The sequence below is a fragment of the Rhodococcus sp. NPDC003322 genome (genome assembly GCF_053589555.1).
The window spans coordinates 412,146-438,512 of record NZ_JBSFSC010000004.1 but is presented as its reverse complement, the minus strand read 5'-3'; the positions used below and the strand labels follow the sequence as shown (position 1 = coordinate 438,512).

27 protein-coding genes are annotated in these 26,367 nt (G+C 71.5%); 13 read left to right on the top strand and 14 right to left on the bottom strand.

Annotated elements, in window-relative coordinates; genetic code table 11:
• Nucleotides 1-156 precede the first annotated feature (156 nt).
• The 3 genes from mraZ to ACWDUM_RS18360 all read right to left on the bottom strand — a co-directional run bounded on the left by mraZ (nucleotide 157) and on the right by ACWDUM_RS18360 (nucleotide 2,042).
• The gene (gene mraZ, locus ACWDUM_RS18370; RefSeq protein ID WP_450116114.1) at nucleotides 157-588 is read right to left on the bottom strand and encodes a division/cell wall cluster transcriptional repressor MraZ; all 432 of its coding nucleotides are present in this window, start codon (nucleotides 586-588) and stop codon (nucleotides 157-159) included.
• A 446-nt stretch (nucleotides 589-1,034) separates the two neighbouring features.
• On the bottom strand, nucleotides 1,035-1,451 hold the full coding sequence (locus tag ACWDUM_RS18365; protein WP_450116113.1) for a DUF3040 domain-containing protein: 417 nt from the start codon (nucleotides 1,449-1,451) through the stop codon (nucleotides 1,035-1,037).
• A 189-nt stretch (nucleotides 1,452-1,640) separates the two neighbouring features.
• The gene (locus ACWDUM_RS18360) at nucleotides 1,641-2,042 is read right to left on the bottom strand and encodes an SAV_6107 family HEPN domain-containing protein (RefSeq protein WP_450116112.1); all 402 of its coding nucleotides are present in this window, start codon (nucleotides 2,040-2,042) and stop codon (nucleotides 1,641-1,643) included.
• Between the two features lie 202 nt (nucleotides 2,043-2,244).
• On the opposite strand from ACWDUM_RS18360, the gene ACWDUM_RS18355 reads away from it, so the two are divergent.
• The 5 genes from ACWDUM_RS18355 to ACWDUM_RS18335 are packed head-to-tail and all read left to right on the top strand — an operon-like array spanning nucleotide 2,245 to nucleotide 7,175.
• A complete protein-coding gene (locus tag ACWDUM_RS18355) occupies nucleotides 2,245-2,835 on the top strand; it encodes a GNAT family N-acetyltransferase (RefSeq protein WP_450116111.1) in 591 nt (196 codons plus the stop codon).
• Between the two features lie 19 nt (nucleotides 2,836-2,854).
• Nucleotides 2,855-4,432, top strand: coding sequence for a phytoene desaturase family protein (locus ACWDUM_RS18350; RefSeq protein WP_450116110.1), 1,578 nt, complete (start codon nucleotides 2,855-2,857; stop codon nucleotides 4,430-4,432).
• Nucleotides 4,433-4,445: 13 nt separating this feature from the next.
• The gene (locus tag ACWDUM_RS18345; RefSeq protein ID WP_450135032.1) at nucleotides 4,446-5,282 is read left to right on the top strand and encodes a carotenoid biosynthesis protein; all 837 of its coding nucleotides are present in this window, start codon (nucleotides 4,446-4,448) and stop codon (nucleotides 5,280-5,282) included.
• Nucleotides 5,276-6,010: a DUF3153 domain-containing protein gene (locus ACWDUM_RS18340; RefSeq protein WP_450116108.1), complete on the top strand. Its 735-nt coding sequence runs from the start codon at nucleotides 5,276-5,278 to the stop codon at nucleotides 6,008-6,010. Before ACWDUM_RS18345 ends, ACWDUM_RS18340 begins: the two co-directional genes overlap by 7 nt.
• A gap of 22 nt (nucleotides 6,011-6,032) precedes the next feature.
• Nucleotides 6,033-7,175 carry a glycosyltransferase gene (locus ACWDUM_RS18335; RefSeq protein WP_450116107.1) on the top strand — a complete coding sequence of 381 codons (1,143 nt, stop codon included), beginning with the start codon at nucleotides 6,033-6,035 and terminating at the stop codon, nucleotides 7,173-7,175.
• 4 nt (nucleotides 7,176-7,179) lie between these two features.
• Here the strand turns inward: ACWDUM_RS18335 and metF are convergent, their stop codons facing one another.
• Nucleotides 7,180-8,145: a methylenetetrahydrofolate reductase [NAD(P)H] gene (gene metF / locus ACWDUM_RS18330; protein WP_450116106.1), complete on the bottom strand. Its 966-nt coding sequence runs from the start codon at nucleotides 8,143-8,145 to the stop codon at nucleotides 7,180-7,182.
• Between the two features lie 246 nt (nucleotides 8,146-8,391).
• Here metF and ACWDUM_RS18325 point away from each other — a divergent pair, with 246 nt between their 5' ends.
• From ACWDUM_RS18325 to ACWDUM_RS18305, 5 genes are all read left to right on the top strand, one after another.
• The gene (locus tag ACWDUM_RS18325; protein ID WP_450116105.1) at nucleotides 8,392-9,480 is read left to right on the top strand and encodes a polyprenyl synthetase family protein; all 1,089 of its coding nucleotides are present in this window, start codon (nucleotides 8,392-8,394) and stop codon (nucleotides 9,478-9,480) included.
• Complete coding sequence (gene crtI, locus ACWDUM_RS18320; RefSeq protein WP_450116104.1) at nucleotides 9,480-11,042, top strand: phytoene desaturase family protein; 1,563 nt, start codon at nucleotides 9,480-9,482, stop codon at nucleotides 11,040-11,042. Before ACWDUM_RS18325 ends, crtI begins: the two co-directional genes overlap by 1 nt.
• A 143-nt stretch (nucleotides 11,043-11,185) precedes the next feature.
• Nucleotides 11,186-12,742, top strand: coding sequence for an alpha-(1->6)-mannopyranosyltransferase A (locus tag ACWDUM_RS18315; RefSeq protein ID WP_450116103.1), 1,557 nt, complete (start codon nucleotides 11,186-11,188; stop codon nucleotides 12,740-12,742).
• Nucleotide 12,743: 1 nt separating this feature from the next.
• Nucleotides 12,744-13,733: a phytoene/squalene synthase family protein gene (locus ACWDUM_RS18310; protein ID WP_450135031.1), complete on the top strand. Its 990-nt coding sequence runs from the start codon at nucleotides 12,744-12,746 to the stop codon at nucleotides 13,731-13,733.
• 59 nt (nucleotides 13,734-13,792) lie between these two features.
• Entirely contained in the window at nucleotides 13,793-14,665 is an 873-nt protein-coding gene (locus ACWDUM_RS18305) for a hypothetical protein (RefSeq protein WP_450116101.1), read from the top strand.
• 56 nt (nucleotides 14,666-14,721) lie between these two features.
• Here the strand turns inward: ACWDUM_RS18305 and ACWDUM_RS18300 are convergent, their stop codons facing one another.
• The gene (locus tag ACWDUM_RS18300) at nucleotides 14,722-15,087 is read right to left on the bottom strand and encodes an Rv2175c family DNA-binding protein (protein WP_450116100.1); all 366 of its coding nucleotides are present in this window, start codon (nucleotides 15,085-15,087) and stop codon (nucleotides 14,722-14,724) included.
• A 123-nt stretch (nucleotides 15,088-15,210) separates the two neighbouring features.
• Here ACWDUM_RS18300 and pknB point away from each other — a divergent pair, with 123 nt between their 5' ends.
• A complete protein-coding gene (pknB, locus tag ACWDUM_RS18295) occupies nucleotides 15,211-17,241 on the top strand; it encodes a Stk1 family PASTA domain-containing Ser/Thr kinase (RefSeq protein WP_450135030.1) in 2,031 nt (676 codons plus the stop codon).
• A gap of 64 nt (nucleotides 17,242-17,305) precedes the next feature.
• Nucleotides 17,306-17,707: a hypothetical protein gene (locus ACWDUM_RS18290; RefSeq protein ID WP_450116098.1), complete on the top strand. Its 402-nt coding sequence runs from the start codon at nucleotides 17,306-17,308 to the stop codon at nucleotides 17,705-17,707.
• Between the two features lie 52 nt (nucleotides 17,708-17,759).
• On the opposite strand, the gene ACWDUM_RS18285 is transcribed toward ACWDUM_RS18290, so the two are convergent.
• The 3 genes from ACWDUM_RS18285 to ACWDUM_RS18275 form a co-directional block, all read right to left on the bottom strand.
• Entirely contained in the window at nucleotides 17,760-18,518 is a 759-nt protein-coding gene (locus ACWDUM_RS18285) for a VOC family protein (protein WP_450116097.1), read from the bottom strand.
• A gap of 150 nt (nucleotides 18,519-18,668) precedes the next feature.
• A complete protein-coding gene (locus ACWDUM_RS18280) occupies nucleotides 18,669-20,054 on the bottom strand; it encodes a class II 3-deoxy-7-phosphoheptulonate synthase (protein ID WP_450116096.1) in 1,386 nt (461 codons plus the stop codon).
• Between the two features lie 91 nt (nucleotides 20,055-20,145).
• Entirely contained in the window at nucleotides 20,146-20,637 is a 492-nt protein-coding gene (locus tag ACWDUM_RS18275) for a polyadenylate-specific 3'-exoribonuclease AS (RefSeq protein ID WP_450135029.1), read from the bottom strand.
• Nucleotides 20,638-20,701: 64 nt separating this feature from the next.
• Between ACWDUM_RS18275 and ACWDUM_RS18270 the strand changes: the two genes are divergently transcribed.
• The gene (locus tag ACWDUM_RS18270) at nucleotides 20,702-22,054 is read left to right on the top strand and encodes a glycosyltransferase 87 family protein (RefSeq protein WP_450135028.1); all 1,353 of its coding nucleotides are present in this window, start codon (nucleotides 20,702-20,704) and stop codon (nucleotides 22,052-22,054) included.
• An 8-nt stretch (nucleotides 22,055-22,062) separates the two neighbouring features.
• Here ACWDUM_RS18270 and ACWDUM_RS18265 read toward each other — a convergent pair whose 3' ends face one another.
• From ACWDUM_RS18265 to ACWDUM_RS18240, 6 genes are all read right to left on the bottom strand, one after another.
• Entirely contained in the window at nucleotides 22,063-22,779 is a 717-nt protein-coding gene (locus ACWDUM_RS18265) for a lysophospholipid acyltransferase family protein (RefSeq protein ID WP_450135027.1), read from the bottom strand.
• A gap of 93 nt (nucleotides 22,780-22,872) precedes the next feature.
• On the bottom strand, nucleotides 22,873-23,838 hold the full coding sequence (locus ACWDUM_RS18260; protein WP_450135026.1) for an ROK family protein: 966 nt from the start codon (nucleotides 23,836-23,838) through the stop codon (nucleotides 22,873-22,875).
• Nucleotides 23,835-24,239 carry a hypothetical protein gene (locus ACWDUM_RS18255; protein ID WP_450135025.1) on the bottom strand — a complete coding sequence of 135 codons (405 nt, stop codon included), beginning with the start codon at nucleotides 24,237-24,239 and terminating at the stop codon, nucleotides 23,835-23,837. The genes ACWDUM_RS18260 and ACWDUM_RS18255 overlap by 4 nt, the downstream gene beginning before the upstream one ends.
• Nucleotides 24,236-25,456 (bottom strand): ArsA family ATPase, encoded by a 1,221-nt coding sequence (locus tag ACWDUM_RS18250; RefSeq protein ID WP_450135024.1) that lies wholly within the window; start codon nucleotides 25,454-25,456, stop codon nucleotides 24,236-24,238. The genes ACWDUM_RS18255 and ACWDUM_RS18250 overlap by 4 nt, the downstream gene beginning before the upstream one ends.
• Before the next feature lie 29 nt (nucleotides 25,457-25,485).
• A complete protein-coding gene (locus ACWDUM_RS18245) occupies nucleotides 25,486-25,923 on the bottom strand; it encodes an SRPBCC family protein (protein ID WP_450116089.1) in 438 nt (145 codons plus the stop codon).
• 34 nt (nucleotides 25,924-25,957) lie between these two features.
• Complete coding sequence (locus tag ACWDUM_RS18240; RefSeq protein ID WP_450116088.1) at nucleotides 25,958-26,350, bottom strand: polyketide cyclase / dehydrase and lipid transport; 393 nt, start codon at nucleotides 26,348-26,350, stop codon at nucleotides 25,958-25,960.
• Nucleotides 26,351-26,367 lie beyond the last annotated feature (17 nt).

Below are 26,367 nucleotides of genomic sequence, written 5' to 3'. Positions count from 1 at the left end.
TCGTCGGTCGTGGCTGCGGTCGGTCCCGACCGGGTGTCGAGGTGGGGGCGGGTGCCGCGAGGTCTCTGTCCGATCCACCGAACCTGGCGCTGGGGAAGTGCGTCAGGGTCGGTATCGGGCAGAGGCCGCGCGGCATCCGCCGATGACGAATGGCGGCTACAGGATGTCGCTGAGGGATTCGGATCTGGCTTGGGAGTAGGTTTCCTCGTTCTCCTCGGAATAGGTATGCCACGACTGGGCATCCCAGATCTCGAGGAAGTCGACCGATCCGACGACCACACATTCCTTCGTCAGGCCGGCGTAGCGCCGGTGGTCGGCGGACAGGGTGATGCGCCCCTGGGAGTCGGGGTGCTGTTCGTCGGCTCCCGCCGCGAGCGCGCGGACGAAGGCCCGGGCTTCCGGGTTGCTCCGTGAGGCCGCTGCGGCCCGTCGGGCGAGGGCGGTGAACTCTTCGCGCGGATACACCGCGAGGCTGTGGTCCTGCCCTTTCGTGACCATCAACCCTCCCGCCAGTGCATCGCGATACTTCGCGGGCAACGTCAGTCGCCCCTTGTCGTCGAGCTTCGGCGTGTAGGTACCGAGAAACATCTCGACACCTCCCCAGTCGTTCCGAGAAACGAACGGCCTCACCCTGTGGTTCACCCCGGTGAACCAGTGCGCACCACGTTACCCCACTTTCCCCCACACACAAGGCGAACATGCCGCAACCTTCACGACTTTCGGACCGTCATTGCAGGTCAAAGCAGTGGCGGAAGGTGGGGGGATTTTCGTGTGTCGTCTACCACGACGTTGATCTCACCGAGAGCGTGGCCACACGGCCCGCCGAATGTCCCAGCTCATCGACCACTTCGGGCCGCGAGGATCAATTACGCGGACCGAAGTGGGGCTCGCAGTGGGGCGCGGTGGGGGGCACCGGTGGGGCGCGGCGGGGACGGCCCGAGGGCACGCCCACCACGCACTCACGACGTGCAGACACGACAAAGGCGCGACACACCGTGTCGCGCCTTTTCGCTGCGAGTCGAAGCCGGAGTTCGCTACTCCTGCTCGAACCGCTTCTTGAATCGGTCTTCCATGCGGGACGAGAATCCGCCGCCGCTCTTACGGCCGCCCGAAGGCTTACTGGCCGACGACGCGGGCCCGGACTTCTCGCCCGATCCCGCCTTCACACCCGGACCTGATCCCCACCTGAGGAACAGAACTCCGGCACCGAACATCACAAGGAAGCCGAGCAGACTGATGATCAGAAATACGCCCGCCTTGGCTGCGAGGGGAATCCCCGCAACCAGGAGAACGAGTCCGAGGACGAAGAGGGCCCCCGCCTGCATCCGACGCTTGCTCGAGGCCGCACGCATACGGCCTCCCCTCACAGAGGACGCGAACTTAGGGTCTTCGGCGTAGAGAGCGCTCTCGATCTGATCGAGCATCCGCTGCTCGTGCTCGGAGAGTGGCACGGTTACCTCCCCCGGCACATCAAGTTGGCGGCCGAATCGTTGGGTCGAATCGACCGGTTGCCGACGTTCGCGGCTACCTGTCGTCAATGATACGAGTACACGTCACCCCGTACCACCTACTCCGACAACGAGTTGCCCGAGATTTTCCCTCGGACACACAGATGCCCTGGTGGGCAGGCCCGCCCGACCCTATGCCGACGCGCGGACGAGACCGCCCTCACCCCGAAGGCCCCGGCCGCCCACGACCTCGAGGCGCTCTTCGACCACGGTCAGGAACCTGGACACTTCTCCGTGGAAGCGATCCGCCTCGGCTGCGGTGATCGTGCGGGAGATGCCGGCCTCGATCGCGGCCCGCGTGTCGGAGTGCGACGCGAAGAACTCCGCCCACCCGGACAGGTCCGGCTCGACCCGACTCAACAGCACCCACGCACTCCGGGACCGCGAGCGCGGCGTGCGACCGGCGAGCGCCGCGCCCGCACCGCGCAACGCCGCCAGGTACGCCGCCCGGAACCGGTCCGCCGGATCACGCGCCCCGGCCGCCTCCGCCAGCAGTGCGTCCGCCCGGTCGAGCAGAGTCACCCGAATTGCCATCTGCCGAACACCTCCCCTGCATTGCCCGCGGAATCCGAACAGCACCCGGACCCGCGTCGCCCCCCGGATCCACCCCCGCACCCGCCTGCCGTGCAATCCGGCGAAGCGCGCTTCCCTCACGCTCCACCGGATTGCCGGTATCGAACATTCGTTCGACCTATTCAATATAACCGCCCCCACCGACACGGAGTCAAGAGAGAGGGTGAGTCCGGTCGACACCACCCCCGTCCCCCGCCTGGTCGAACTGTCCGCCGCCGACCTGCGCGGCCGCCTGCCCGAAGCTCTCGCCATCTACGTCGAGGCGATGAGCTACCCGAAGGGCACCGAGATCCATCGCGCCCCGATGTGGACCGAGCACACCGCCCGGCCCGGGTGGCGCGGTGTCGCCGCGTTCGCTCCCGATTCCTCCGGCGCCGACGCGATGGTCGGCATCGCGTACGGCTACCGCGGCGCACCCCACCAGTGGTGGCAGCAGCAGGTTCGGGACGGCATGCGCCGGTCCGGCGCCGATCCGGACGAGATCGAGGCAGTGCTCGGCGACTACTTCGAACTCACCGAGCTGCACGTCTCGCCCCGCGCCCAGGGGCACGGCACCGGCGGTGCGCTGCTGCGACTGTTGCTGACCGACCGCCCCGAGTCCAGGGTGCTGCTGTCCACTCCCGAGGTGCCGAACGAGAACAACCGGGCGTGGCGGCTCTACCGCAGGCTCGGGTTCACCGATGTGGTCCGGCACTTCCGGTTCACCGGCGACAGCCGCCCGTTCGCGGTGCTGGGGCGTCCGCTGCCGCTCTGACCCTTATAGCCTTGGCGTCGTGATCGACGCGGTGGTGGTGGGTTCCGGACACAATGCGCTCGTCGCGGGATGTTATCTCGCGCGCGAAGGCTGGGCCGTCGAAGTGCTCGAACGCGACACCGAACTCGGTGGCGCCGTCTCGACCGTCGAACGGTTCCCCGGACACCGGGTGGACCGCGGCTCCTCTGCGCACATCATGATCCGGCACACGGGGATCGTCGAGGAACTCGACCTCGGCGCACACGGGTTGCGCTATCTGGACTGCGACCCGTGGGCGTTCGCACCGGCACCGCCGGGAGATCCGCGACCGGGCATCGTCTTCCACCGCGACCTCGAGGCAACCTGCCGCTCGATCGCCGCGGCGTGCTCAACGCGTGACGCCGACGCGTACCGCCGCTTCGTCGGCACGTGGGGACCGCGAACGGCGTCGGTGATGCGGGCGTTCGGTGCCCCACCGACCGGTGGCCGTCTGGTCCGCTCGTTCTGGGGACTCGACACCGGTGACGGGCCGACGACCCTGTCTCGGGAGTTCCTCGCGTCCGGGGACGCGCTGCTCGACGACTGGTTCGACGACGAGCGCCTCAAGGCGGCCCTGGCCTGGTTCGGCGCCCAGTCGGGACCGCCGATGTCCGAGCCGGGCACCGCCCCGATGGTCGGGTTCGCCGCCCTGATGCACACGATTCCGCCGGGCCGCGCGGTCGGCGGCAGTGGCGCCCTGACCGCGGCGCTGGCGTCGCGGCTCACCGCCGACGGCGGCACCGTCCGGCTCGGGGACGGCGTCGTCGAGCTGCGCCGCAGCGGCGACGGCTGGCTGACCCGCACCGCGTCGGGTCGCGAAGTGCGGTCGAAGGTCGTGGTCGCGGGCTGCCACATCCTGACCACCCTGGACCTGCTCGAGCGTGGCGGACACGACGCCGCCCGGATCGCGGACTGGCGGCGCCGGATCCGGGTCGGGCCGGGCATCGGCATGGTGCTCCGGCTCGGCACGGACGCGCTGCCGCAGTACCCGAGTGCCCCCGAGGGCGCGACGGCCACCTCCGGCCTGCAGCTGCTCGTCACCGACCGTGCGCAGTTGCGACTGGCGCACGGCGCGGCACTCGCCGGGGAACTGCCCCCGGCGCCTGCGGTGCTCGCCATGAGCTTCAGCGGCCTCGACCCGAGCCTGTGCCCGCCCGGCGAGCACCAGGCGACGCTGTGGTCGCAGTGGCATCCGTACGCGCTGAGCGGGGGCCGCAGCTGGTCGGACCTGGCAGAGACCGAGGGCGATCGGATCGTCGCCGAAATCGAACGGTTCGCACCGGGATTCACCGCGTCCATCCGCCACCGGCTGGTACAGACCCCGGCGAGCCTCGAATCGGAGATGGGGCTGATCGGCGGCAACGTCATGCACGTGGAGATGTCCCTGGACCAGATGTTCATGTGGCGTCCGCTGCCGGAACTGTCCGGCTACCGGGTACCCGACGCGACCGGCCTGTACCTGACCGGGGCGTCCACCCACCCCGGCGGCGGGGTGTCCGGGTCCAGCGGGCGCAGTGCCGCTCGGGTTGCGTTGTCCGACGGCAGGTTCGGGCGGCTGCGCCGGCTCCTGAGACGATGACACGCGACGGGCCATGACGCGAGTCACACCGGCACCGTCACCGCGTGCCCCCGCCGCGCACGCGTGGCGCACCGCGCCTGCGCTGGTCGCGTCGGTGGTCGCCGTCACCGCGCAGATCGCCTACCCCCTGATGGACGGCTCCGCACGGGACACCGTGACGGTGGTCGTCGTGCTGTCGCTCGCCGTGGCGGCGGTGACCCACGCCTGGTCCACGCGCGGGTTCCGGTGGGCCGCAGCACTGCTCGTCGTCACCGCCGGGCTCGGGCTGCTGTCGGAGGTCGTCGGCACCGGCACGGGAATCCCGTTCGGGTGCTACGACTACGCAACCGACCGCCTCGGACCGTCGCTCGCCGCGGTGCCACTCCTGGTGCCCTTGGCGTGGACGGCGGGCTGCTACCCGGTGTGGTGCGCGGTCACCCACGTGGTCGACCGGGGCCGCCCCCTGACCCGGGCGGCACTCGCCACCGTCGGGATCGTCGGGTGGGATCTCTTCCTGGATCCCCAGATGGTCGCCGACGGCCAGTGGCAGTGGTGCTCGGCGCACCCGAGCCCACCCGGCCTCGAGCCGATCCCCTGGACCAACTACGCGGGCTGGCTGCTGGTCGCCGCCGCGATCGCGGCGACCCTGACCTGGCTGGACCTCAGGTGTACCGGTGTCGACCCGAGCCCGGCCGCCGATGCGGTCCCGCTCGCGCTGTTCCTGTGGACGTGGCTCGGGTCCGCCCTGGCCCACGCGGTGTTCCTGCCCGATTTGGGGTGGTCGTCGGGGTACGGACTCGTCGGCATGGGCGTAGTCGGCGTGCCGCTGCTCGCGCGTCTGAGCCGGGCTGGCACCATGGCCAGGTGCTGACGCCCCGAACCAGTGATGAACGGTCCCGTGTCCGACGCCCCCGTACCCGACTGGCCGCGCTGACCGCCCTGCTGCTGCTGGCCGTCCCCCTGCTCAGCGGCTGCCTGCGGGTCCAGGTGTCGATGGGTGTGTCCGCCGACGACCGGGTGTCCGGTCAGATCGTCGCGGCCACCGTCCCCACCAGCGAGACGGACACGGGCCCGGAACTGACGCCGCCGGACTCACTCGTCGGGAAGGTACGGGTGCAGGAGTACAAGCAGGACGGCTACGTCGGCTCCCAGGTGTTCTTCAGCGACCTGACCTTCGGTGAGGTGCAGCAGCTCGGATCGATGTCCGGTCAGGCCGGTCCGTCCGTGCAGCTGAACTTCCAGCGCGCAGGCGACGTCGTGGTCCTCGACGGCAAGGCCGACCTCAAGGCCGTGCCCGACAGCAGCGACGTCCAGATCAGCGTCGCGTTCCCGGCCCGGGTGGCCACCACCAACGGCAACCGCGACGGCGACTCGATCGTCACCTGGAAGCTGTCCCCCGGAGAGGTCAACACGCTCCGGGCCGAGGTCCGCTACCAGGACCCGAGCACCCGCGGGTTCGCAGGCTGGGCCGGCATCATCGGCGGCGTCACCCTCGGTGTCGCACTGATCGTCGGAGTGATGGCCTACACCCAGCGCGACCGCTCCCCTCGCTACCTGCGCAGCGACGGCGCCAACCGGGCGAAGATCGAGCAGGACTGATCCCCGGAACGGGGGGCGTCGGGTGCGGCCGGTGCACGGTGCGATCCGGCTCGGCGCGGCGCTGTCGGCGGCCGGGGCCGCGATCGCGGCCGTCAACGCGGCCACCATGCCCCGGCTGCGTCCCGGTCTCGCCGTGACCGAGCCGGTCACCGTGTGCGTCCCCGCCCGCGACGAGGCCACCACCCTGCCGCTGCTGATCGCCGATCTGCGAGCTCAGCGGGGGCTGCCCGATCTGCGGGTGCTGGTACTCGACGACGCGTCGACCGACGGCACCTTCGAGGCCGCGATGGCGGCGATCGGTACCGACGCCCGGTTCACGGTTCACCGCCGCGAGGGCGACCCGCCGCCCGGCTGGGTCGGCAAATCCGCGGCGTGCGCGCACCTCGCCGACCTCGTGGGTGCCGAACCCGTCGGCGCACTGGTGTTCCTCGACGCCGATGTCCAGCTCATGCCGGACGCGGTCGCCGCCGCCGTCACCACGTTGCGCCGCCTGCGGGTGGACCTGCTGTGCCCGTGGCCCCACCAGGTGGCCGTGTCACCGGTCGAGCGCCTCCTGCAGCCGCTGCTGTGCTGGTCGTGGCTGGCCAGTGCGCCCCTCCCGATCGCGAACCGCAGCCTGCGGCCGTCGATGGCGGTCGCGTGCGGTCAGTTTCTGGTGTTCGATGCCGACGGCTACCGCGCGGTCGGCGGACATCACGCGGTCGCCGGGGACGTCGCGGAGGATCTGGAACTGGCCCGGGTGTTGCGCCGCGCGGGCCGGCAGACCGCGGTCGCAGCGGCCGGGACCCTGGCCTGCTGCCGGATGTACACCTCGGCAACGCAGGTGCGGGACGGCCACGGGCGGTGGCTCTGGACACAGTTCGGCTCCCCTGCCGGGGCGGCCGCGGTGCTCGGGGCCGGGACGGTCGCGTACGTACTGGCACCACTGTCCGCGGTCACCGGCGGGCACCGTCGCTGGGGACTCGCGGCCTACGGCGGCGCCGTCGCGTCACGGCTGCTGGCACGCGGCGTCGAGTCCGGCCGGCGACCGTCCACGCGGGACGCGGTGGACGCCGCCGCGCATCCGCTGTCGATGCTGGTACTGGCCGCGTTGACCGTCGACTCCCACCTACGGCACCGCCGCGGCACCCTCGCATGGAAGGGCAGGCGGCTCCACCGCCCGTGAGCACCTATGCCGCGTTGCTGGCGAAACCGAGGTTGGTCAGCACCTCGCGGGTGGCCCGCGCGAAGTTCAGGGTGATGAAGTGCAGGCAGGGTGCGCCCTCGGAGATCAACCGCTCGGCGAGTTCGGTGGCCACCTCGATGCCCACCTCCCGGACCGCGGCCCGATTCTCCTCCGGACCGCCACCGGCGGCCTTCGTGAGCCGCTCCTCGAGTCGGGCGGGCAACTTCGAGCCCGACAGCTCGAGGCTGCGCCGCGCCGACCGCAGCGACGTGATCGGCATGATCTCGGGGATGATCGGCTTCTCGCCCTGCTCGGCGTCGAACGCGACCACCCGGTCCCGCAGCCGCAGGTAGTCGTCAACGTCGAAGAACATCTGGGTGATCGAGTACTCGGCGCCGGCGCGCAGCTTCGACACCAGGTACTTCGTGTCGTGGTCGAGGTCGGGGGCGCGGTAGTGGCCCTCGGGGAACGACGCGACGCCGACGTGGAAGTCGCCCATGTCCCGCACCAGCCGGACGAGGTCCTCGGCGTACTCGACGCCGTCGGGGTGCTTGACCCACTCGCCGAGCGGGTCGCCGGGCGGATCGCCACGCAGGACCAGGATGTTGCTGATGCCGCGGTCCGCGTAGGCGCCGCACATGGTGCGCAGTTCGTCGACGCTGTGGCCCACCGCCGTCAGGTGCGCTACCGGCAGCAGGGTGGTCTCCTCGGCGAGTTCACCGGTGACGCGGACCGTGCGGTCGCGGGTGGATCCGCCGGCACCGTAGGTCATCGACACGAACGCCGGACCCATCCGCTCGAACTCGCGGACGGCCCGCCACAACCGCGCCTCGGCGTCGGCGTCGCGCGGCGGAGAGAACTCGACGGAGAACGGGATCCGCCCTCCGGCGGTACCGATACGGTCGACGATCGACGGGGTCTGCGACGCCCATCCCTCGCTGGACCGCCCCCTGACGGCATCAAAAGTCACGGGTCAATCATAGGGGCGGGCCTGGGCGAGGTTTCCCGGCCACCGCTCCGGCCGCTCTCCGGCCACCACCAGGGCGTGTCTCCCAATCCCTCTCGGATGCATCTGGCGAAACAATCGTCGTCCTGGAAGGCGGAGGAGAAGCCGATACCGGGGTTGTATCGGCGCCGACGACAACGCCGCAGGGCGGCGATTGGGCGCCAGATGCGCCGAAAAGGGGATTGGGAGAGATGCCCTAGGGTGGCCGTCATGAGTACCCCTCCCGATTCGACCACCTCGGTACCCGCGGCCGTCGAGTCGGCACTGCGCACCTTCTTCGACTCCCGGCGTCCGATCACCGACAACATCGGCGGGACCTTCTCCGACGCGGCCGCCGCCCTGGAGGCGTTCGTGCTGCGCGGCGGCAAGCGGGTGCGGCCCGCGTTCGCATGGACGGGGTGGCTCGGCGCAGGCGGGGACGAGCACGGACCGGACGCCGCCGCGGTGCTGCGGGTCTGCTCGGCGCTGGAACTGGTCCAGGCGTGCGCGCTCGTGCACGACGACATCATCGACTCGTCCGCGACCCGGCGTGGCTTCCCGACGCTGCACGTGGAGTTCGCGGACCGGCACAGGGTGGGCGGCTGGTCGGGCGATCCGGCGAAGTTCGGCGAGTCGGTCGCGATCCTGCTCGGCGACCTGGCGTTGGCGTGGGCGGACGACCTGATCCGCGAGTCCGGCGTCGACGCGGACGCGCAGGCCCGGATCGCACGCGTGTGGTCCGCGATGCGCACCGAGGTGCTCGGCGGCCAGTACCTGGACGTGAGCACCGAGGTCACCGGTGACGAGTCGGTGGCGGCGGCCCTGCGGATCAATCGCTACAAGACGGCCGCGTACACGATCGAGCGCCCGCTGCATCTCGGTGCGGCGCTGGCCGGCGCCGACGACGCCCTGATCGCGGCGTATCGGGAGTTCGGCACCGACATCGGCATCGCCTTCCAGCTGCAGGACGATCTGCTCGGCGTGTTCGGCGATCCCGAGGTGACCGGCAAGCCGTCCGGCGACGACCTGCGCGAGGGCAAGCGGACGGTGCTGTTCGCGGAGGCGCTGGTGCGGGCGGACGCCTCCGATCCCGGTACCGCCGACTTCCTGCGCCGCGGCATCGGCGCCGACCTCAACGACGACCAGGTGCATCGGATGCGGCAGGTCATCACCGACCTCGGTGCCGTCGAGGCGGTGCAGGCGAGGATCGACGAGCTGACGACGACCGGACTGCGCGCGCTGGACGCGTCGTCGGCGACCGAGGCCGCCAAGGCGAGCCTGCGGGAGATGGCGGTCGCGGTGGGCCGCCGCAACGCCTGATGGTGCGCGCGGTGCCCGGCCCCACCGGCCGGGTGGTGGTGATCGGGGCGGGCCTGTCCGGGTTGGCGGCGGCGCTGCACCTGCGCGGCGCCGGCCGGGAGGTCACCGTCCTCGAACGCGACGCGACGGTCGGCGGCCGGGTGGGCGTCCACGTCGGGCCCGGCTACGAGATCGACAACGGCGCAACGGTTCTCACGATGCCCGAGCTGGTGGACGAGGCGCTCGCCGCAGTCGGGGCGGAACCCGCATCGGTCACCCCACCGCTGCGGATGCGCCAACTCGACCCGTCCTACCACGCCCGGTTCGCAGACGGCTCGGCCCTTCGGGTGTTCGCCGACGAGGAGGCGATGGCCGCCGAGGTCGCGCGGGTGTGCGGCGACGCCGAGGCCGACGGCTACCGCAGGCTGCGGGCCTGGCTGGCGACGATCTTCGGCGCCGACTTCGACAACTTCATGGACGCGAACTTCGACTCGCCGCTGGATCTGGTGCGCACCCCGGCGGCCCGCCGCGACCTGTGGACGCTGCTCCGCCGCGGCGGGTTCGGCCGGCTCGGCCCCCGGGTCGCCCGGTGGGTCCACGACCCGAGACTGCAGCGGATCTTCACGTTCCAGGCCCTGTACGCGGGCGTCGCGCCGTCGCGGGCCCTCGGTGTGTACGGCGCGATCGCGCACATGGACACGTCGATGGGGGTGTACTTCCCGGACGGCGGCATGCGGCGGGTCGCGGAGGCGATGGCGGAAGCGCTCACGTCCGCGGGCGGGAAGGTGCGACTGGGCGCGGAGGTCACGTCGATCGAGTACGACGGAGACCGGGCCCGCCGAGTGCGGACCGCCGACGGCACCGCCCACGATGCCGACGCGGTCGTGCTGACCGCGGACCTCGGCGCCGGTGAGGCGCTGCTGCCGCGGCGGCGCCTGCCCCGCCGCCCGGTGCGGCACTCGCCGTCCGCCGTCGTCGCGCACGGCACGGTCCCCGTGGAGGTGGCGCGGCAGTGGGCGGACAGCGGCCATCACACCATCGACTTCGGCGACGCCTGGGAACGCACCTTCGCGGAGATCACCGCGCACGCAGGCCGGGGCCGGCTGATGAGCGATCCCTCCGTGCTGCTGACCCGCCCGGCGTGCACGGACCCGTCACTGCGGGTGGTCCGCGACGGCGTCGAGCACGAACCGCTGTCGGTGTTGGCGCCGTGCCCGAACCTGCGCAGCGCCCCGCTGGACTGGGACGCCCTCGGTGAGCCGTACGTCCGGGAACTGCTGGGTGTGCTGGAGGCCCGTGGCTACCGCGGCATCGCCGAGCACTTCCGGGTCGACGTCGTCGACACGCCACGAACCTGGGCCGAACGCGGCATGTCGGACGGCTCCCCCTTCGCCGCCGCCCACGTGTTCGTCCAGACCGGCCCCTTCCGGCGCGGCAACCTGACCACCGGCGCCTCGAACGTCGTCCTCGCCGGTTGCGGCACCACCCCCGGGGTCGGGGTGCCGACGGTGTTGCTGTCCGGGAAACTCGCCGCCGCGCGGATCCTCGGCCGTGATCCCGTCCACCGGTCGAACGCCAGGTGAACAGCGACGCGGCGGGCTCGTTTCCCGGGTCCGGCCCCGCAACCACTAAACTGTGTGGCCGTCACCGTTCCACCGCGTCGCGGCGGTGGCCTCGTCAAGCCGATTCGCCGTCGTCCAGCCGAACAGGGGGAGATCAGTAACCGATGTCGTCCCCCACCACTCGGCCGCGTTCGGCGGCCGCGTTCCTGCGTAGCGACGTCGGGCACGCCGCTGTCCTCGGCGTCCTCGGTGCGATCATGATCACCTTCGGCGGATTCGGCTCCGGGGCCGTCCGCCGCCGCGACCCGCTGCTCGAGGCGATGTACCTGTCGTGGCTGCGGTTCGGTCACGGCTTCGTGCTGTCGACGCTCGTCGTCTGGATCGGCGTGCTGCTGATGATCGCGGCATGGGTGCGGATCGGGCGGAACGTACGCGCCGGGCTCGTCGAGGTCGGTGAGCTGCGCTGGGTGATCGCCGCGTGGACCGGGCCGCTGCTGCTGTCGGTTCCGCTGTTCAGCCGTGACGCGTACTCGTACCTCGCGCAGGGCGCGCTGCTGCGGGACGGCTTCGACCCGTACGCCGTCGGCCCGGTGGCGAACCCCGGCATCCTGCTCGACAACGTCAGCAACGTGTGGACCACCACCACTGCGCCGTACGGTCCGGTGTCGCTGCTGCTCGGGCAGGGCATCACCGCGATCACCGGCGACAACGTGATCGCAGGCACCATGCTGCTGCGGCTGACGATGCTTCCGGGGCTGGCGCTGCTGATGTGGGCGCTGCCGCGACTGGCGCGCCAGCTGGGCGGCGACGCGTCGACCGCGCTGTGGCTGGCCGTCCTCAATCCCCTCGTCCTGATCCATCTCGTCGGCGGGGTGCACAACGAACTTCTGATGGTCGGCCTGATGGTCGCCGGCATCACCCTGGTCCTCGACCGTAAACACGTCGCCGGGATCGCGGTCATCGCCCTCGGTGTCGCGGTCAAGGCGATGGCCGGGGTGGCGCTGCCGTTCCTCGTGTGGATCTGGATGATCCACGAACGCGAGCGGGCACAGGCGGAGGGCAGGCAGCCCCCGTCGCCGCTGGTGTCGTTCGTGCGTACCGCCGGCACCGGGTTCGGTGTGTTCGCGGCGGTGTTCGCGGTGTGCTCCCTCGTTGCCGGCGTCGGGCTCGGGTGGCTGACGGCGCTGCAGGGTTCGGCAAAGATCATCAACTGGCTGTCGCTGCCGACGATCCTCGCGCACATCGTCACCGTCTCCACGTCGTGGTTCACCGGCCTGCGCCTCGGCCCGGTGCTCGAGGTGACCCGGGCGATCTCCGCGCTTGTCATGATCGCCACGCTGGTCGCCGTCTGGTGGCGGTTCCGCAAGACCGAGCGCCAGGCGGTGCTCGGCATCCTCGTCGCGCTGGTCGTGATCGTGCTGCTCTCCCCCGCCGCGCTGCCCTGGTACTACTCGTGGCCGCTGGCGATCGCCGCGGGGTTCGCGATGTCGACCACGACGCTGATGGTCCTCGTCGGCCTGTCGACGTGGCTGATGCTCGTGTTCAACCCGGACGGATCGATCGGCCTGTACTCGTTGCCGCACGTGCTGCTCGCGACCTTCGCGGCGGTCGTCGCCGCCCGCTCGCTGGTCACCGTGGACCCGCTGCGGCTGCGCTCGGTGCGGGAGCCGAAGGTCGCGGCGACCACGGCGGACGCGCCGCTCGCACCCGACCGGGCCTGAGATGACCGCGCTGCACGACCCGACTCCCGTCGACCTCGACGGGGCGTACCGGCACTGCCGACGGCTCGCTGCGGAGCACGGCAAGAGCTACCACCTCGCGACCCGGCTGCTGCCCCGACGGGACCGGCCCGCGGTGCACGCACTGTACGGCTTCGCGCGCACCGTCGACGACATCGTCGACGTCGATGCGCTCGCGGGCCGCTCTCCCGCCGACTGTCTGGCCGAGATCGACGCCGTCGAGGCGGAGCTGGCTGCGGCACTGGCCGGCACCGTCGCGGGCGCCCGCCCCGAGGTCCGCGCGGTCGCGGACACCATCGGTCGCTACGGCATCGACCCGGCACACTTCACCGTGTTCCTGGCGTCGATGCGGATGGATGTCCCGGGTGCACCGGAGTTCCGGGCGACGTACGCGACGATGGCCGACCTGCGGGAGTACATGCGCGGCTCGGCCGCCGCGATCGGCCTGCAGATGCTGCCGGTGCTCGGCACCGTCACCCCGCGAGCCGAGGCCGAACCCGCCGCCGCCGCGCTCGGCGAGGCGTTCCAGCTGACGAACTTCCTCCGCGACGTCGGCGAGGACCTCGACCGGGGCCGGATCTACCTGCCCGCCGACGAACTCGCCGCGTTCGGTGTCGACGCCGACCTGTTGCGGGCCCGCCGCGCCGACGGGCGGCCGGACCCGCGGATCGCCCGGGCCCTCGCCCACCTGATCGCGATCAACCGGAACTGGTACCGGGTCGCGGAGCCCGGCCTGGCGATGCTGTCCCCCCGCGCGCGGCCCGGCCTGGTCGCCGCGTTCGAGCTGTACTCGGCGATCCTCGACGAGATCGAAGCCGGTGGCTACCCGGTCCTGCGGCGGCGAGTGGTGGTGCCGCGCCGCCGGCGGATCTCGATCACGGCGCCGCGGCTCGTCGGCTCGCTCGCGGTGCCCGCACTCGGACGGGTCCGCCACACCGCGAGCCGCCCGGCCGCGCCCGCCCCCGCCGAGTGAGCGCGGTCGATCGTGGACGCGGGCGGACCTGACTCGGCGCCGCGGCGATACTGGACGGTGTGGGTTCCACCGTCGACCCGAACTCCGACGACATCACACGGTCGCCGTGGCTCTATCCCGGAGCCCGGCCGACGCGCGGCGGGCTTCTCCACGAGCGGGGCTACGACCGTCTCGTTCCGAGCGAGGGAAACAGGCTGGGCCGAGCGCGGGTGCGATCGGGCGGCGACGCGCGGTCGGTCACGCTCGAACACGCGCTACGCGCATCGAATGCCGCCGGTGTGGACAACCGCTACCTGGTGGTTGCCGTGGGCTGCAACGCCTCACCGGGGGTAGTTCGGCGCAAGTGCGCGAGCGCGGATGTCGACACAACCGTGCCGTTCTTCCGGGCCACCGTCGACGACCTCGAAGTGAGTCACAGCGCGCATGTCAGCAGACCCGGCTACGTCGCCGCGACACCGACGTACCGTCCGGGGGCGCGGGCGGCGGTGTTCGTTTCGCTCCTCGATCGGGCGCAGCTGAGCTGTCTCGACGCGACGGAATCGAACTACGTCCGTCGGCTGGTCCCCGCGGACAAGTGTCGCTTGACCCTCCAGGGCCGCGAACGGCCATCGGCCTTTCTGCTCTACACCTCCGGTTGGGGTGCGCTCGCACCACCGGGTGAGCTCCCGCTTCCGCTACAGACGCAGGAGGCACTGTTCGAACGGCTGTTGCGCGATTGCCCGGATTTCGCAGCCCTGGTCGGGGACCGGCCGCCGTGTCGGCGTGTGATGCAGTTCCTGGAGCAGGACGAGAAGCTCCGGGAGGCCGCCCGCGCGGTGCTGGCGCGCTGGGCGGTTCCCGGCGGCTTCGAGGACTGCCCGGCCGGCTCGACGCCCCGCTACCGTCAGCTCACGAGCGAATGGTCCGACACCACCGGTGCCGTCGACCGGTGACGCCGACGCCACGTCCACCCTCGTGGCGTGCCGCGGCGCCCGGCCGGCTGGGGGGGTCAGAAGGCCATCGCCTGAGCGCGCCTCACGACCTCACGTGCCGAGTCGGTGTGCATCGCGTCGATCGGCGTGCCGGGCAGGGTCTCGTCCTCGGTGAACAGCCACCGCAGGATCTCGGCGTCGGTGTAGCCGCCGTCACGCAGCACCATCAGCAGTCCGGGCAGGAGTCGGACCACGTCGTCCCCGGCGAAGAAGGCCTCGGGGACGGAGATGATGCCGTTGCGGCGCACCGCGATCAGCTCGCCGTCGCGCAGCATCTGATGCACCTTGGTGACCACCAGGCCGAGCACCTTCGCCACATCGGGCAACTGCAGCAGCGAGACACTGGGATCGAGGACGTCGTCGGTGTACGGAATGGCACTCACACCCGTAACCGTATCGGGTTCGGCCACCCGGTGACGCCGCTGGCTACCATCGATCCGGACACTGCCGACCGCCCGACCGGAGCGGACGACTCGGCGACGACGAGGGAGACGAGGTAAACGCGGGTGGGGCCAGGTGACCAGCGGCTGATCGGCCAGCTGATCGAACGACGCTATCGGGTGGACGCCCCGATCGCGCGGGGTGGCATGTCGATGGTCTACCGGGGAATGGACCTTCGGTTGGATCGGCCGGTCGCGATCAAGGTGATGGACCCCAAGTTCGCGCAGGACCCTCAGTTCCTGTCCCGATTCGAGTTCGAGGCGCGCGCGGTGGCCCGGCTGAGTCACCCGGGGCTGGTCGCGGTCTACGACCAGGGCATCGACGGGGAGCACGCATTCCTGGTGATGGAACTGGTCGCGGGCGGCACCCTGCGCGAACTGCTGCGCGAACGCGGTCCGATGCCTCCGCACGCCGCGGCCGCCGTCGCCGGACCGGTGCTCGATGCGCTCGCGGTGGCCCACCAGGCCGGGCTGGTGCACCGCGACGTCAAGCCGGAGAACGTGCTGATCTCCGATTCCGGCGAGGTGAAGATCGCCGACTTCGGGTTGGTCCGCGCCGTGGCCGGATCGAACGCCACGTCGTCGAGCGTGATTCTCGGCACCGCCGCCTACCTGTCCCCCGAGCAGGTGACCTCCGGCAACGCCGACGCACGCAGCGACGTGTACGCGACCGGTGTGCTGCTGTTCGAAATGCTCACCGGCAGAACGCCGTTCACCGGCGACACCTCGCTGTCGATCGCGTATCAGCGGATCAACGCCGACGTGCCGGCACCGAGTTCGGCGATCCCCGGCGTGCCAGCCGAGTTCGACCGCCTGGTCCTGCAGGCGACCGCGCGCGACCCCGAGGACCGGTACTCCCATGCCGGGGAGATGGCCGCCGCCCTGCGCGGCGCGGCGCGTCAGCTCGGGCTGCCCAGCTACCGGGTGCCCGCGCCCCGCAGCTCGGCCCAGCACCTGAGCGCGGCGAGACAGGTGGCGGGTGCCGCCGCACCCACCGAGGTCGCCGGCGCGGGCCCGAAGGGCGCAGCCCCGACGGAGGTGACGTCGACGGCGACCGCGGTCGTCGCGCACCCGGGCGTCGAGCACGTCACCCCGCAGCCCACCAAGGTCGTCACCACGCAAACCCATCGCGAGGCAGTGGAGCCCGCGCCCGACGACGACCGACACCGACGCGGACCTGCGCAGTACGAGTACCCCGATTTCGCGGCCGACCGGGCCCGCTCCCGCCGCGCGATGCTGATCTGGCTGACGGTGATCCTGCTGCTCGCCGCGTTGGTCGGCCTCGGCGGCTGGTGGCTCGGGTCCGGGCGTTACACATCGGTTCCCTCGGTCGCCGGGATGGACCGGGCCGCGGCCACCGCGGCGATCGAGGCGGCCGGGCTGTCCACGGAGATCCGCGGCGAGTACTCGGACACCGCCGCGACGGACGTCCTCCTCGGCACCGACCCCGACTCCGGCGCCCGGGTGCCCCGGGACGGTTCGGTGGCGGTGCGGGTCTCCCTCGGCAAGCCGGCGGTGCCGAATCTGACCGTCGGTGCCGATGTCGCCGCTGTGGAGGACTCGTTGCGAGCCCACACCTTCGTTCCGGTGGACGGCGGCGAGGCGTTCAGCACCAAGGCCCCGACCGGTGCGGTCGCGGCGCTCGAACCCGGCCCCGGCACCGTGCTCGCGGTCGGCTCCCAGGTGAAGGTGATCCGCAGCAAGGGGTCACCGCCCGTCGAGGTGCCGAACCTGCGCGGCAAGAGTGTCGACCAGGCCCGCGCGGCCCTCGACGCCGTCGGGATCGTCGTCTCCGACACCCGGGAGGTGTTCGACAGCGGGGTCGACTCCGGCGACGTGGTGGGCACCGAACCGACGTCGGGCAGCCGCGTCGGCGCCGGCTCCAGCGTGACGCTGACCGTCTCGACCGCGGTGAAGGTGCCGTCGATGATCGGCCGCTCCGTCGGCTCCGCCCGCGACGAACTGGTCGGGCTCGGTCTCGAGGTGCAGGTGCGCCAGGTCTCCGAATCGGATCGGTCCCTGGTCATCAGCCAGAACCCCGGCTCCGGCACCCGCGTCGAGCCGGGCAGCACGGTGACGCTCACGGCGCTGCCCTGATCCCGCGGGGTAACGCGCGCGCCGCGCGCCCCGACAGGCAGGACAACCCACCGGAGGAGTCCCGATGTCCGTTCGCCTGCGTTCGTTCACTCTCGCCGGTCTCGTCGCCGCGGCCCTGATCGGTGCCCCCGCCGCAGCGAACGCTGCAGACGAGTGGCCGCCGATTCCGGACTACCCGTCGCCGTCGGTCCCGTTCGGCAACACCCACTTCCTGACTCCGGACAACCCCGAGTACTGGAACCCGTTCGTCGCGAAGGACCGGCTCACCTCCCCCTACGGAACCAGCACCCGCATCGTGTGCACCGCCTTCCACGGAGTGCTGACGGGCTGTTGGCAGGCCGACCGGGACGGCAACCCGCACGAGCTGGTGCGGCTGCCTGCCGACTTCCCGAACGTGTCCGGGTCGAGCCTGCCCGGTGGCGGGCCCGGGCACTACGTCTACCCGGTGTGGAGCGCGGGCAGCTGAGCCGCACCCGCGTCACCCCCGCGAGCGCGTCGGCGCTGTGACGTGAAGGGCGTCAGCGCGCCGGAGTGTAGATCGCGAACGCGCCGCCCTGCGGGTCGGTGAGCACCGCGAAGCGGCCGGTGCCGGGGATGTCGGTGCCTGGAACGTGCACCACACCGCCAAGCTCGGTGGCACGGGCGGCGGATGCGTCGACGTCGTCGACACCGAAGTACAGCGCCCAGTGCGGCGGGATTCCCTCCGGAAAGTCCTCGCCCATCGCCATCATTCCGCCGAAGTCCTGGCCCGCCACTCCGAACTGGGTGTAGCCCTCCCCCGCGTTCACCGTCCAGCCGAACACCTCGGTGTAGAACTTCTGTGCGGCGGCGGTGTCGCGAGTGCGCAGTTCGATCCAGCACAGCGCGCCGGTCTCGTTCAGCCGGGCCGCGCCGGAGAAGGTCTTCGCCTGCCACAGCGAGATCACCGCGCCGGTCGGGTCCGCGAGGACGGTGAACCGGCCGAGGTCGAACACATCCATCGGCTCGGCGAGCACGGCGCCACCGGCCGCGGTCGCCTTCGCGACGGTGGCGTCGACGTCCGCGACCGCGATCGACGCGGTCCACGCGACGGGCTGGCCCTCCTGGTGGAGCGGGCTGGCCGCCGCCACCGGGTCGCCGCCCAGCAGCTGCATCGTGTAGCCGCCCGCCTCGGGGTTGGGGTTCGCCTCCGGCGTCCAGCCGAGCAGTGCCCCGTAGAACGCGCCGGCCGCCGCGACGTCGGTGGTGCCCAGTTCGGCCCAGCAGGGGGCGCCGATCTGCGTTTCGGTGATCTTCATGATGCGTGCCTCACTGTCGGTGTGGATTCATCGATCACCGCGACCGTAACGCCGGGGGCCGACACGTTTCGACCCGAACGCGTCGACCCCGCACGCGCCTCGGCCCGCCCCGGAGAATCCGGGACGGGCCGAGGCGGGCACGAACGTTGGTCAGCCGCGCAGCATTTCGGCGACCAGGAACGCCAGCTCCAGCGACTGCTGGGTGTTCAGACGCGGATCGCACGCTGTCTCGTAGCGGCCCGAGAGGTCGACGTCGGAGATGTCCTGGGCGCCGCCGAGGCACTCGGTGACGTTCTCGCCGGTCAGCTCCACGTGGATGCCGCCCGGGTGGGTGCCGAGCGCGTTGTGCACCTCGAAGAAGCCCTGGACCTCGTCGACCACCCGGTCGAAGTGCCGGGTCTTGTAGCCGGTGGACGATTCGTGGGTGTTGCCGTGCATCGGGTCGCACTGCCAGATCACCTGGTGCCCGGTCGCCTGCACCTTCTCGATGATCCCGGGCAGCAGGTCGCGCACCTTGCCGTTGCCCATCCGGGAGATCAGCGTCAACCGGCCCGGCTTGTTCGTCGGATCGAGCCGCTCGACGTACTCGACGGCCATCTCGGGTGTGGTGGACGGGCCGATCTTCAGGCCGATCGGGTTGGCCATCAGTTCCGCGAACGCGATGTGCGCGCCGTCGAGCTGACGGGTGCGGTCGCCGATCCACAGGAAGTGCGCCGACAGGTCGTACAGCTTCGGGTGGTCACCCGTCTCGTCGAGACGCAGCATCGCCCGCTCGTAGTCCAGGACGAGGGCCTCGTGGCTGGCGAAGATCTTCGCGGACTGCAGGTTCGGGTCGACGACGCCGCAGGCGTCCATGAAGCGCAGACCCCGGTCGATCTCGGCGGCGAGGGCCTCGTACCGGGCGCCGGCGGGCGACGACGCGACGAATTCGCGGTTCCAGTCGTGCACGCGGTGCAGGTCCGCCTCGCCGGCGGCGGTGATGGCGCGCACCAGGTTCATCGCGGCGCTCGCGTTGGCGTAGGCGCGGACCAGCCGCGACGGGTCGTGCACGCGGAGCGCCTCGTCGGCGACCAGCGAGTTGACCATGTCGCCGCGGTACGACAGCAGGCCGAGCGAGTCGGTGTCGGACGAGCGGGGCTTGGCGTACTGACCGGCGATGCGGCCGACCTTCACCACCGGGAGCGAGGCACCGTAGGTGAGCACGACGGCCATCTGCAGCAGGGTGCGGATGTTGCCCTTGATGTGCGGCTCGGTGTTGTCCGCGAAGGTCTCCGCGCAGTCGCCGCCCTGCAGCAGGAACGCCTCCCCGCGGGCGACGGACGCCAGCTGCGCCTGCAGGTCCTCGACCTCGCTGGCCACCGTGATCGGCGGGACGCTCTCCAGGACGGTGCGCATGGCGGCTGCCTGATCGGCGGGCCACGACGGCTGCTGCGCGGCGGGCTTGCTCAGCGCCTCGTCCAGCTTCTGTCGCAGCGCCGCGGGCAGCGGCGGAAGTTCGGGCAAGCGGTCGATCGGCACGTCGACTGTCCAGTTCACCTGTCCAGGATATTCGGTCACCGTGGTGACCGACACGGGTGGGTGTGATCGACGCCCGACCGTGACCGCAGGCGCCGAGGACCCGCCCGGCTCAGCGCAGCGTCGAGGCGATCCGGATCGCCTCGAACTTCGCCAGGTTGTGCCGCGCGTCGGCGAGCGCGTCGTGGGCGTCGGCAGGGGCGGCCGGCAGCGTGGGCCGACCCGCGTCCTCCCAGTACTGCTTGAGTTCTCGCGTGAACCGGGGCATCGACTGCGGCAGCGCCGTCATGTCACCCCACAGCTGACACAGGGCCACATGGTCGTACGCGGCAACCCACGCCCACAGTTCCGGCACCACACCGGGCCGCGGGATCAGGAACTTGAGCAGGTCGTCGCGGAGTTTGTCGCGGCTCTTCCACACCGGCGACGACTGCGGCGGCAACTTGGGAAGCACGTTGCTGCGCACCCATTTGCCGGCCCGGGTCGCGTCGAACTCGGTGGACACGGCGTAGAACTCGCGACCGTCCTCGGCGGCCACACCGATGGAAACCAGGTCGATTGTGCGACCATCCTCGATGAACTCGCAGTCGTAGAAGTAGCGCACGACGGGCAACCCTATGCGCCCGGCACACTGGTGATGCGACCGCCCCCGACCCGAAGGATGACTGGTGCCGACTCCCCGCGACCCCGGGCCCACCGCCGACCCAGCCGGGGCACCCGCCCGTGACCTCACCACGTCAGCGGAGTCGACGGACCGGACCTGGTTCCCCCGCGCCGGCACCCCGGCCGGTGCCGCGCTGCGGATCACGATCGCGGTCGCAGCGCTGGTCGGCATCGCCTACAACCTGGTCGGGTTCCCGTGGCTGCGCGACCTCGGCGACTACTACCGGATCGACCTCGACGTCTACCGGCTCGGTGGCACCGCCCTCGCCAACGGCACGGCGCTGTACGGCGAGATGCCGCCGACCGCGCTCGGGTCCCTCCTGCCGTTCACCTATCCCCCGCTCGCCGCGATCGTGTTCAGTCCGCTGTCGGCGATCAGCCTGCACCAGGCGGGAATCGTCCTCACCGTCCTCTCGCTGGCCGCGCTGCTGGCCACGGTCGCGCTGACCCTGCGCTCGCTCGGAGTGATCGACCGCCGGGTGGCGGTGTGGACGGTGCCTGCGGTCTTCGCCGGCGCCCTGCTCCTCGAGCCGGTGTACTCCACCCTCGACTACGGGCAGATCAACATCGTGCTGATGGCACTCGTGGCCGCGGACTGCCTGCTGCCGCGCACGCCGTGGCCGCGCGGACTGCTGGTGGGCCTCGTCGCCGCGATCAAGCTGACCCCGGCCGTGTTCGTGCTGTACTTCCTGCTGCGCAAGGACATTCGGGCGGTCGTCGCCACCGCGGGCGGGTTCCTGCTCGGGACCGGGCTTGGGTTCGTGGTGTGTTTCTCCGACGCCAAGCAGTACTGGACCGAGACCCTGCTGGACTCGAACCGGATCGGCCGCCCCGCGTACGCGGCGAACCAGTCGCTGACCGGGATGCTGGCCCGCCTCGGGCTCGAGGGCACGGCCCGGTCGGCGGTGTGGCTGCTGTGCTGCCTGCTTGTGCTGGCGATCGCGGTGGTCGCGGTGCGGCGGACCCTGGCGGCGGGGCATCCGGTTCTCGCGTTGACCGCGACCGCGGTCCTCGGCCTGCTGATCTCGCCGGTGTCGTGGTCGCACCACTGGGTGTGGGCGGTGCCGCTGCTGATGGCTCTCGGGCACCTGGCGCTCGGCCGGTCCCGACAGGAACCGGGCCGGCGGGCGCTGTGGACCGGGTGGACGCTCGGCGGGATCGCGCTCCTGGTGCTCGCCCCGCACTGGCGGCTCACCCCGGGGCGGACCAGCGGCCTCGGCTGGCCGCTGTGGGACCAGTTCCTGGCGTCGTCGTACGTGTGGTGGGGCATGGCGACGCTGGCGCTGCTGGCCTTCGTCCGGCTGTCGGTACCCGCGGCGGCCGAGGCACCGACGGCCCAGCCGGTGCCGGTGGCCTGACGCCCCGGTCACCCGGCCCGGGTGGCGGGGACCCGGGGGTCCGCGTGGCCGGCGACCCCGGACTTGAGGCTGGCGGCGTAGACGTCGACGTACTCCTGACCCGACAACTGCATCAGCTTGTACATCACCTCGTCGGTGACGGCCCGTTCCACGAACCGATTGCCGGCCATGCCGCTGAACCGGGAGAAGTCGATCGGTTCCCCGATCCGGATCACGATCTTCGCCGGACGCGGCCAGCGCGAACCGATCGGGTTGAGTTTGTCGGTGCCGATCATCGCGACCGGGATCACCGGGACACCCGCGGCGAGGGCCATCCGGGCCATCCCGGTCTTGCCCTTGTAGAGCCGGCCGTCCGGGGAGCGGGTGCCCTCCGGATAGATGCCGAGCAGCTTGCCGTCGCCGAGCACCCGCAGTCCGGCGGCGAGGGCGTCCGCCGCGGCGTCCGCGCCGGTGCGGTCGATCGGCACCTGGCCGACGGCGGTGAAGAACCACTTCTGGAAGCGTCCCTTGAGTCCCGGGCCGGTGAAGTACTCGCTCTTGGCCAGGAAGGTGATCCGCCGCGGCGCGCGCAACGGCAGGTAGAACGAGTCCATGACCGCCTGGTGATTGCTCGCCAGGATGACCGGGCCGTGCACCGGAAGGTTGTGCGCCCCTTCGATTCTGGGTCGGCCGAGCGCGAACAGGATCGGCCCGAGAAGGATGTACTTGAAAAGCCAGTACCACATGGCGCCTCCCGAACTCGTGTGCCGTGAACTGTACCGACGTGTCGTGTGCCCGGCCACACGGGAAAGCCGCGTGTGATGCCGGTCACGGCATGGCTACCGCAGTGCCGCGCGGGCCAGGTCAGCGGCCCCGACCATCGCGGCCGCCTCGCCGAGCTGGGTCGTCCGGATCCGCGCCAGCGGCCGGTGCCCCGCCCCGGTCAGGGCGCGCGCGTAGTGCTCGCGGGCCTCGTCGAGGAACAGGCCCGCCGAGCTCGCCACGCCCCCGGCGATCACGATCAGCTCGGGATCGAAGACGTCGGCGACCATCGCCAGACCGACGCCGAGCCAGCGGGCGAACTCCGCCATCGTGCGCACCGCGACGCGGTCCCCGTCGCGGGCGGCGCCTGCGATCCGGCGGCCGGTGAGCGATCCCGGATCCCGTGCGACCTCCGCCGCGAGCACGGTGGACCCGGATGGGTCGGCAGCGAGCAACTCGATCGCGGTCTCCACCAGCGCGGTCCCGCTGCAGTACCGTTCCCAGCAGCCGCGCTTGCCGCAGGCACAGGGCCGCCCGTCGGGCACCACCTGCAGATGTCCGAGTTCGGGGGCCACCCCGTGACTGCCCCGGTACAGATGCCCGTCCACCAGCAGGGCCGCGCCGATTCCCGTGCCGACCGCGACCGTGACGACGTTGCCGCCGCCGGTCGCGGCACCGAATCGCCGCTCCGCCCACGCCGCCGCGTTCGCGTCGTGTTCGAGCACCACCGGCAGGCCGAGCCGCCGGCCGAGGTCACGTGCCACCGGCACGTCCACCCACGGCAGGTGCGGCGCGAATCGCACGATCGTCCGGTCCTCCGACACGAAACCCGCAACCGCGAGTCCGATGGCCCCGATCTCGTTGCGGGAGATCAATTCCCGAAGCGTGCGGTCGAGGGCGTCCTCGAGCGCCGGCGCAGATCGCGGGGTCGGCGCCTGCGCCGTGTCGAGCACTTCCCCGGCGGCATCGACGACCGCGGCCCGGATGCTGGTACCGCCCACGTCGACGCCGATGGTCGGCGCCGCTTCCGACTCGTTGCTCATGCCGTGGGATTGTCCTCGATCCGCACCTGGATCGGCACGAAGGCGCGGCGCGGCGGCGGGGTCGTGTCGCCGTCGGGGCCGCCCTCCGGGGGCCCGCCGTGTCCGTCGTGCTCATCGAGCAGCGCCCGCACCAGCGCGAGCAGCGCGGAGAGCTGCGAGGCGACCAGCGTCAGCAGGTCGTGGGACTCGCCGCGCACGAGTGCGACGAGCGCACAGACCGGGCACCAGCCGCACGCGGAGCCACGGTCCTCACCGTCCTCGTGAGCACCGTCCTCACCACGCTCGGGAGCGACGGCGGCGGCCACGTCCGCGGCACGTTCCAGGAGCGGTTCGAGGCGGTCGAGGGCCGCGTTCGCCAGCGCCCTCAGCTCGGCCATCAGGGCCGCGTGGTCGGCGCTCACTGCGGCCACACCTGAGGGTCGGGCCGGAAGCGGACCACCAGGTCGTCCCCCTCGAGCCCCGCGTCGACCGTGTCGCAGCGCCGCAGGACCGACGCCAACGGCAGCCGCCGCCGCACCCCCGCCGCCCCGATCAGCAGGTCGTCGCCGACCCGGCCGAGGCTCAGCGACGCCGGGTCGACCAGCGGCAGCGGAACCCGCAGCGCGTACACCGAGTCCACCCCCACCCCCGATTCGTGTTCCACCGTCGGTCCGCGCCGCTCCCCCGCGGCACCCGCCGGTTCGAGATCATCGGCGACGGCGCCGAGAGCGTCCCACCCTACCGGCTCGCCACCCCCGTCGTGGGCGACGAGCACCGGGGTCCCGGAGAGCGCCGCGCGCAACTGCGCGACGGCACCCTCCTGGTCGCCCCGACGCCGCGCGTACCAGCGCGCCGACGGCGGCGCCTCGTCACCGAACGTAATCGAATCATCCTGCGGCAGAACACCATTGACCACGACATCGTCCAGGGCGATACCCAGCAGCGCCAACGCGGTGACGGTCCGGCGCGCCTCCGCCGCCGCCACCGACCGTGCGCCGACGACCAGCCGGACTCCGGCCCGTTCCGCATCCGAGAGAAGGGTGCGGACGGGCGCGGTCGAGTCGACCAGCCGATCCACCAGCAGCGCGGCCAGCAGCTGCCACTGCGGTGAACCCGACCCCATCGTCACGCGTACGTGCTGCGGCCAGACCCGCTCCACCCCGTCGGCGACCAGATCCGCGACGGTCAACAGCCGCAGCGCATCCGCCGTTGCCGGGCAGTCGACCACCACCGCGTCCCAGTCGCCGCTCCCGGCGAGCCGGGCGACCTCCGCGAGCCCGACCAGTTCCTGCGCGCCGGGCAGCGAGGTCAGTTCCTCCGGTTCCGGCAGCGACAGCGAGTGGTCGTGCTCCGGGCCGCTGGGCACGAGCGCGGCCGCCGCCGCGAGCCGCCCCTGCAGCACGGCGAGGGTGTCGAGTTCGAGCAACTCCACGCCGCCGCCGGAACGACCGGCGCCCGCGACGTCGCGAATCGCATCCGCCGTTCCGGGCCCGCGGTCGGTCGCGAGCACGTCGGAGAGCGAGTGGGCCTGGTCGAGCGACACGAGCAGCACCCGAGATCCCTTGCGCGCCAGCACGAGTGCGGTTGCCGCGGCCACCGTCGTCTTCCCGACGCCTCCCTTGCCGACGACGAACTGCACCCGAGGGTGCGCGTCGTCCTCCCGCGGTGTCAGCCCTCCACCCTCTTCTTCAGCTCCTTGAGTGCGGTGTCGGTGATCGCCTTCTCGGCCTTGCGTTTGAACAACCCGATCATCGGGATCGTCAGGTCCACGGTCAGCTCGTACGTCACCAGCGTTGCCCCGTCGGCCTGCGGTTCGAGCGTGTACGAGCCGGACTGCGCCTTCTGGATCTCACCCTCGACCAGTTCCCACGACACCGACTGCCCGTCCCCGGACCACTCGAACTCGAGCACGTAGGTGTCCTTGACCATGCCCGCGTCCAGGACGAACCGGACCCGTCGTGCCCGCCCGGACGGACCGGTCTCGAGCACCTCGACGGACTTCGCCGCCGCCACCCACTCCGGGTAGGCGGGGTAATCCGCGATCACTTCCATCACCTGCCGCGGCGTCGCGGCGATGGTGATCGACCTCTTGGTCTTCTCGGCCATGCGGGAACGTTCCTTTCCTACGGCTGGTCCGGCGTCACCGGGGCAGAGGGGACTCTCCCGCGGGCCGACCGGCCTCGAGCTCGCGCTTCGCCTCGAAAGTGACGACCTTGCCTGCGAGCCGGCGGGCATGGTTCATCGCGGCGAGGTCGAGGTTCGCGACGTTCTCCGGCGTCACCCCTGCGGGTTCGGCGTGCAGGAAGTAGTGCACGATCGTGCCGTCGAGCTCGGCCTCGAGCCAGACCTCCATGGTCCCGGTCAGGGCGCCGCCGACGGTCCACCGAATCCCCTTCTCGGCGCGGTCCTCCCGCACCTCGAGGCGGAGGTCGGGCCACCAGCGGCCCCATTTCGACTGCGCCGACAGGCACTCGGCGACCCGTTCGGGTGCCGCGGCGATGAACGTCTGGTCCGCGACCTGAATGCTGCTCACCCCGCAAGCTTCACATA

Bases quoted from the DNA above. Each gene is read 5' to 3' on its own strand.
- ACWDUM_RS18360 (WP_450116112.1), bottom strand. From the start codon at position 2,042: ATGGCAATTCGGGTGACTCTGCTCGACCGGGCGGACGCACTGCTGGCG.
- ACWDUM_RS18260 (WP_450135026.1), bottom strand. From the start codon at position 23,838: ATGAGCAACGAGTCGGAAGCGGCGCCGACCATCGGCGTCGACGTGGGC.
- ACWDUM_RS18285 (WP_450116097.1), bottom strand. From the start codon at position 18,518: ATGAAGATCACCGAAACGCAGATCGGCGCCCCCTGCTGGGCCGAACTG.
- mraZ (WP_450116114.1), bottom strand. From the start codon at position 588: ATGTTTCTCGGTACCTACACGCCGAAGCTCGACGACAAGGGGCGACTG.
- ACWDUM_RS18290 (WP_450116098.1), top strand. From the start codon at position 17,306: ATGTCCGTTCGCCTGCGTTCGTTCACTCTCGCCGGTCTCGTCGCCGCG.
- ACWDUM_RS18315 (WP_450116103.1), top strand. From the start codon at position 11,186: ATGTCGTCCCCCACCACTCGGCCGCGTTCGGCGGCCGCGTTCCTGCGT.
- ACWDUM_RS18310 (WP_450135031.1), top strand. From the start codon at position 12,744: ATGACCGCGCTGCACGACCCGACTCCCGTCGACCTCGACGGGGCGTAC.
- ACWDUM_RS18325 (WP_450116105.1), top strand. From the start codon at position 8,392: ATGAGTACCCCTCCCGATTCGACCACCTCGGTACCCGCGGCCGTCGAG.
- ACWDUM_RS18245 (WP_450116089.1), bottom strand. From the start codon at position 25,923: ATGGCCGAGAAGACCAAGAGGTCGATCACCATCGCCGCGACGCCGCGG.
- ACWDUM_RS18345 (WP_450135032.1), top strand. From the start codon at position 4,446: ATGACGCGAGTCACACCGGCACCGTCACCGCGTGCCCCCGCCGCGCAC.
- ACWDUM_RS18265 (WP_450135027.1), bottom strand. From the start codon at position 22,779: ATGTGGTACTGGCTTTTCAAGTACATCCTTCTCGGGCCGATCCTGTTC.
- crtI (WP_450116104.1), top strand. From the start codon at position 9,480: ATGGTGCGCGCGGTGCCCGGCCCCACCGGCCGGGTGGTGGTGATCGGG.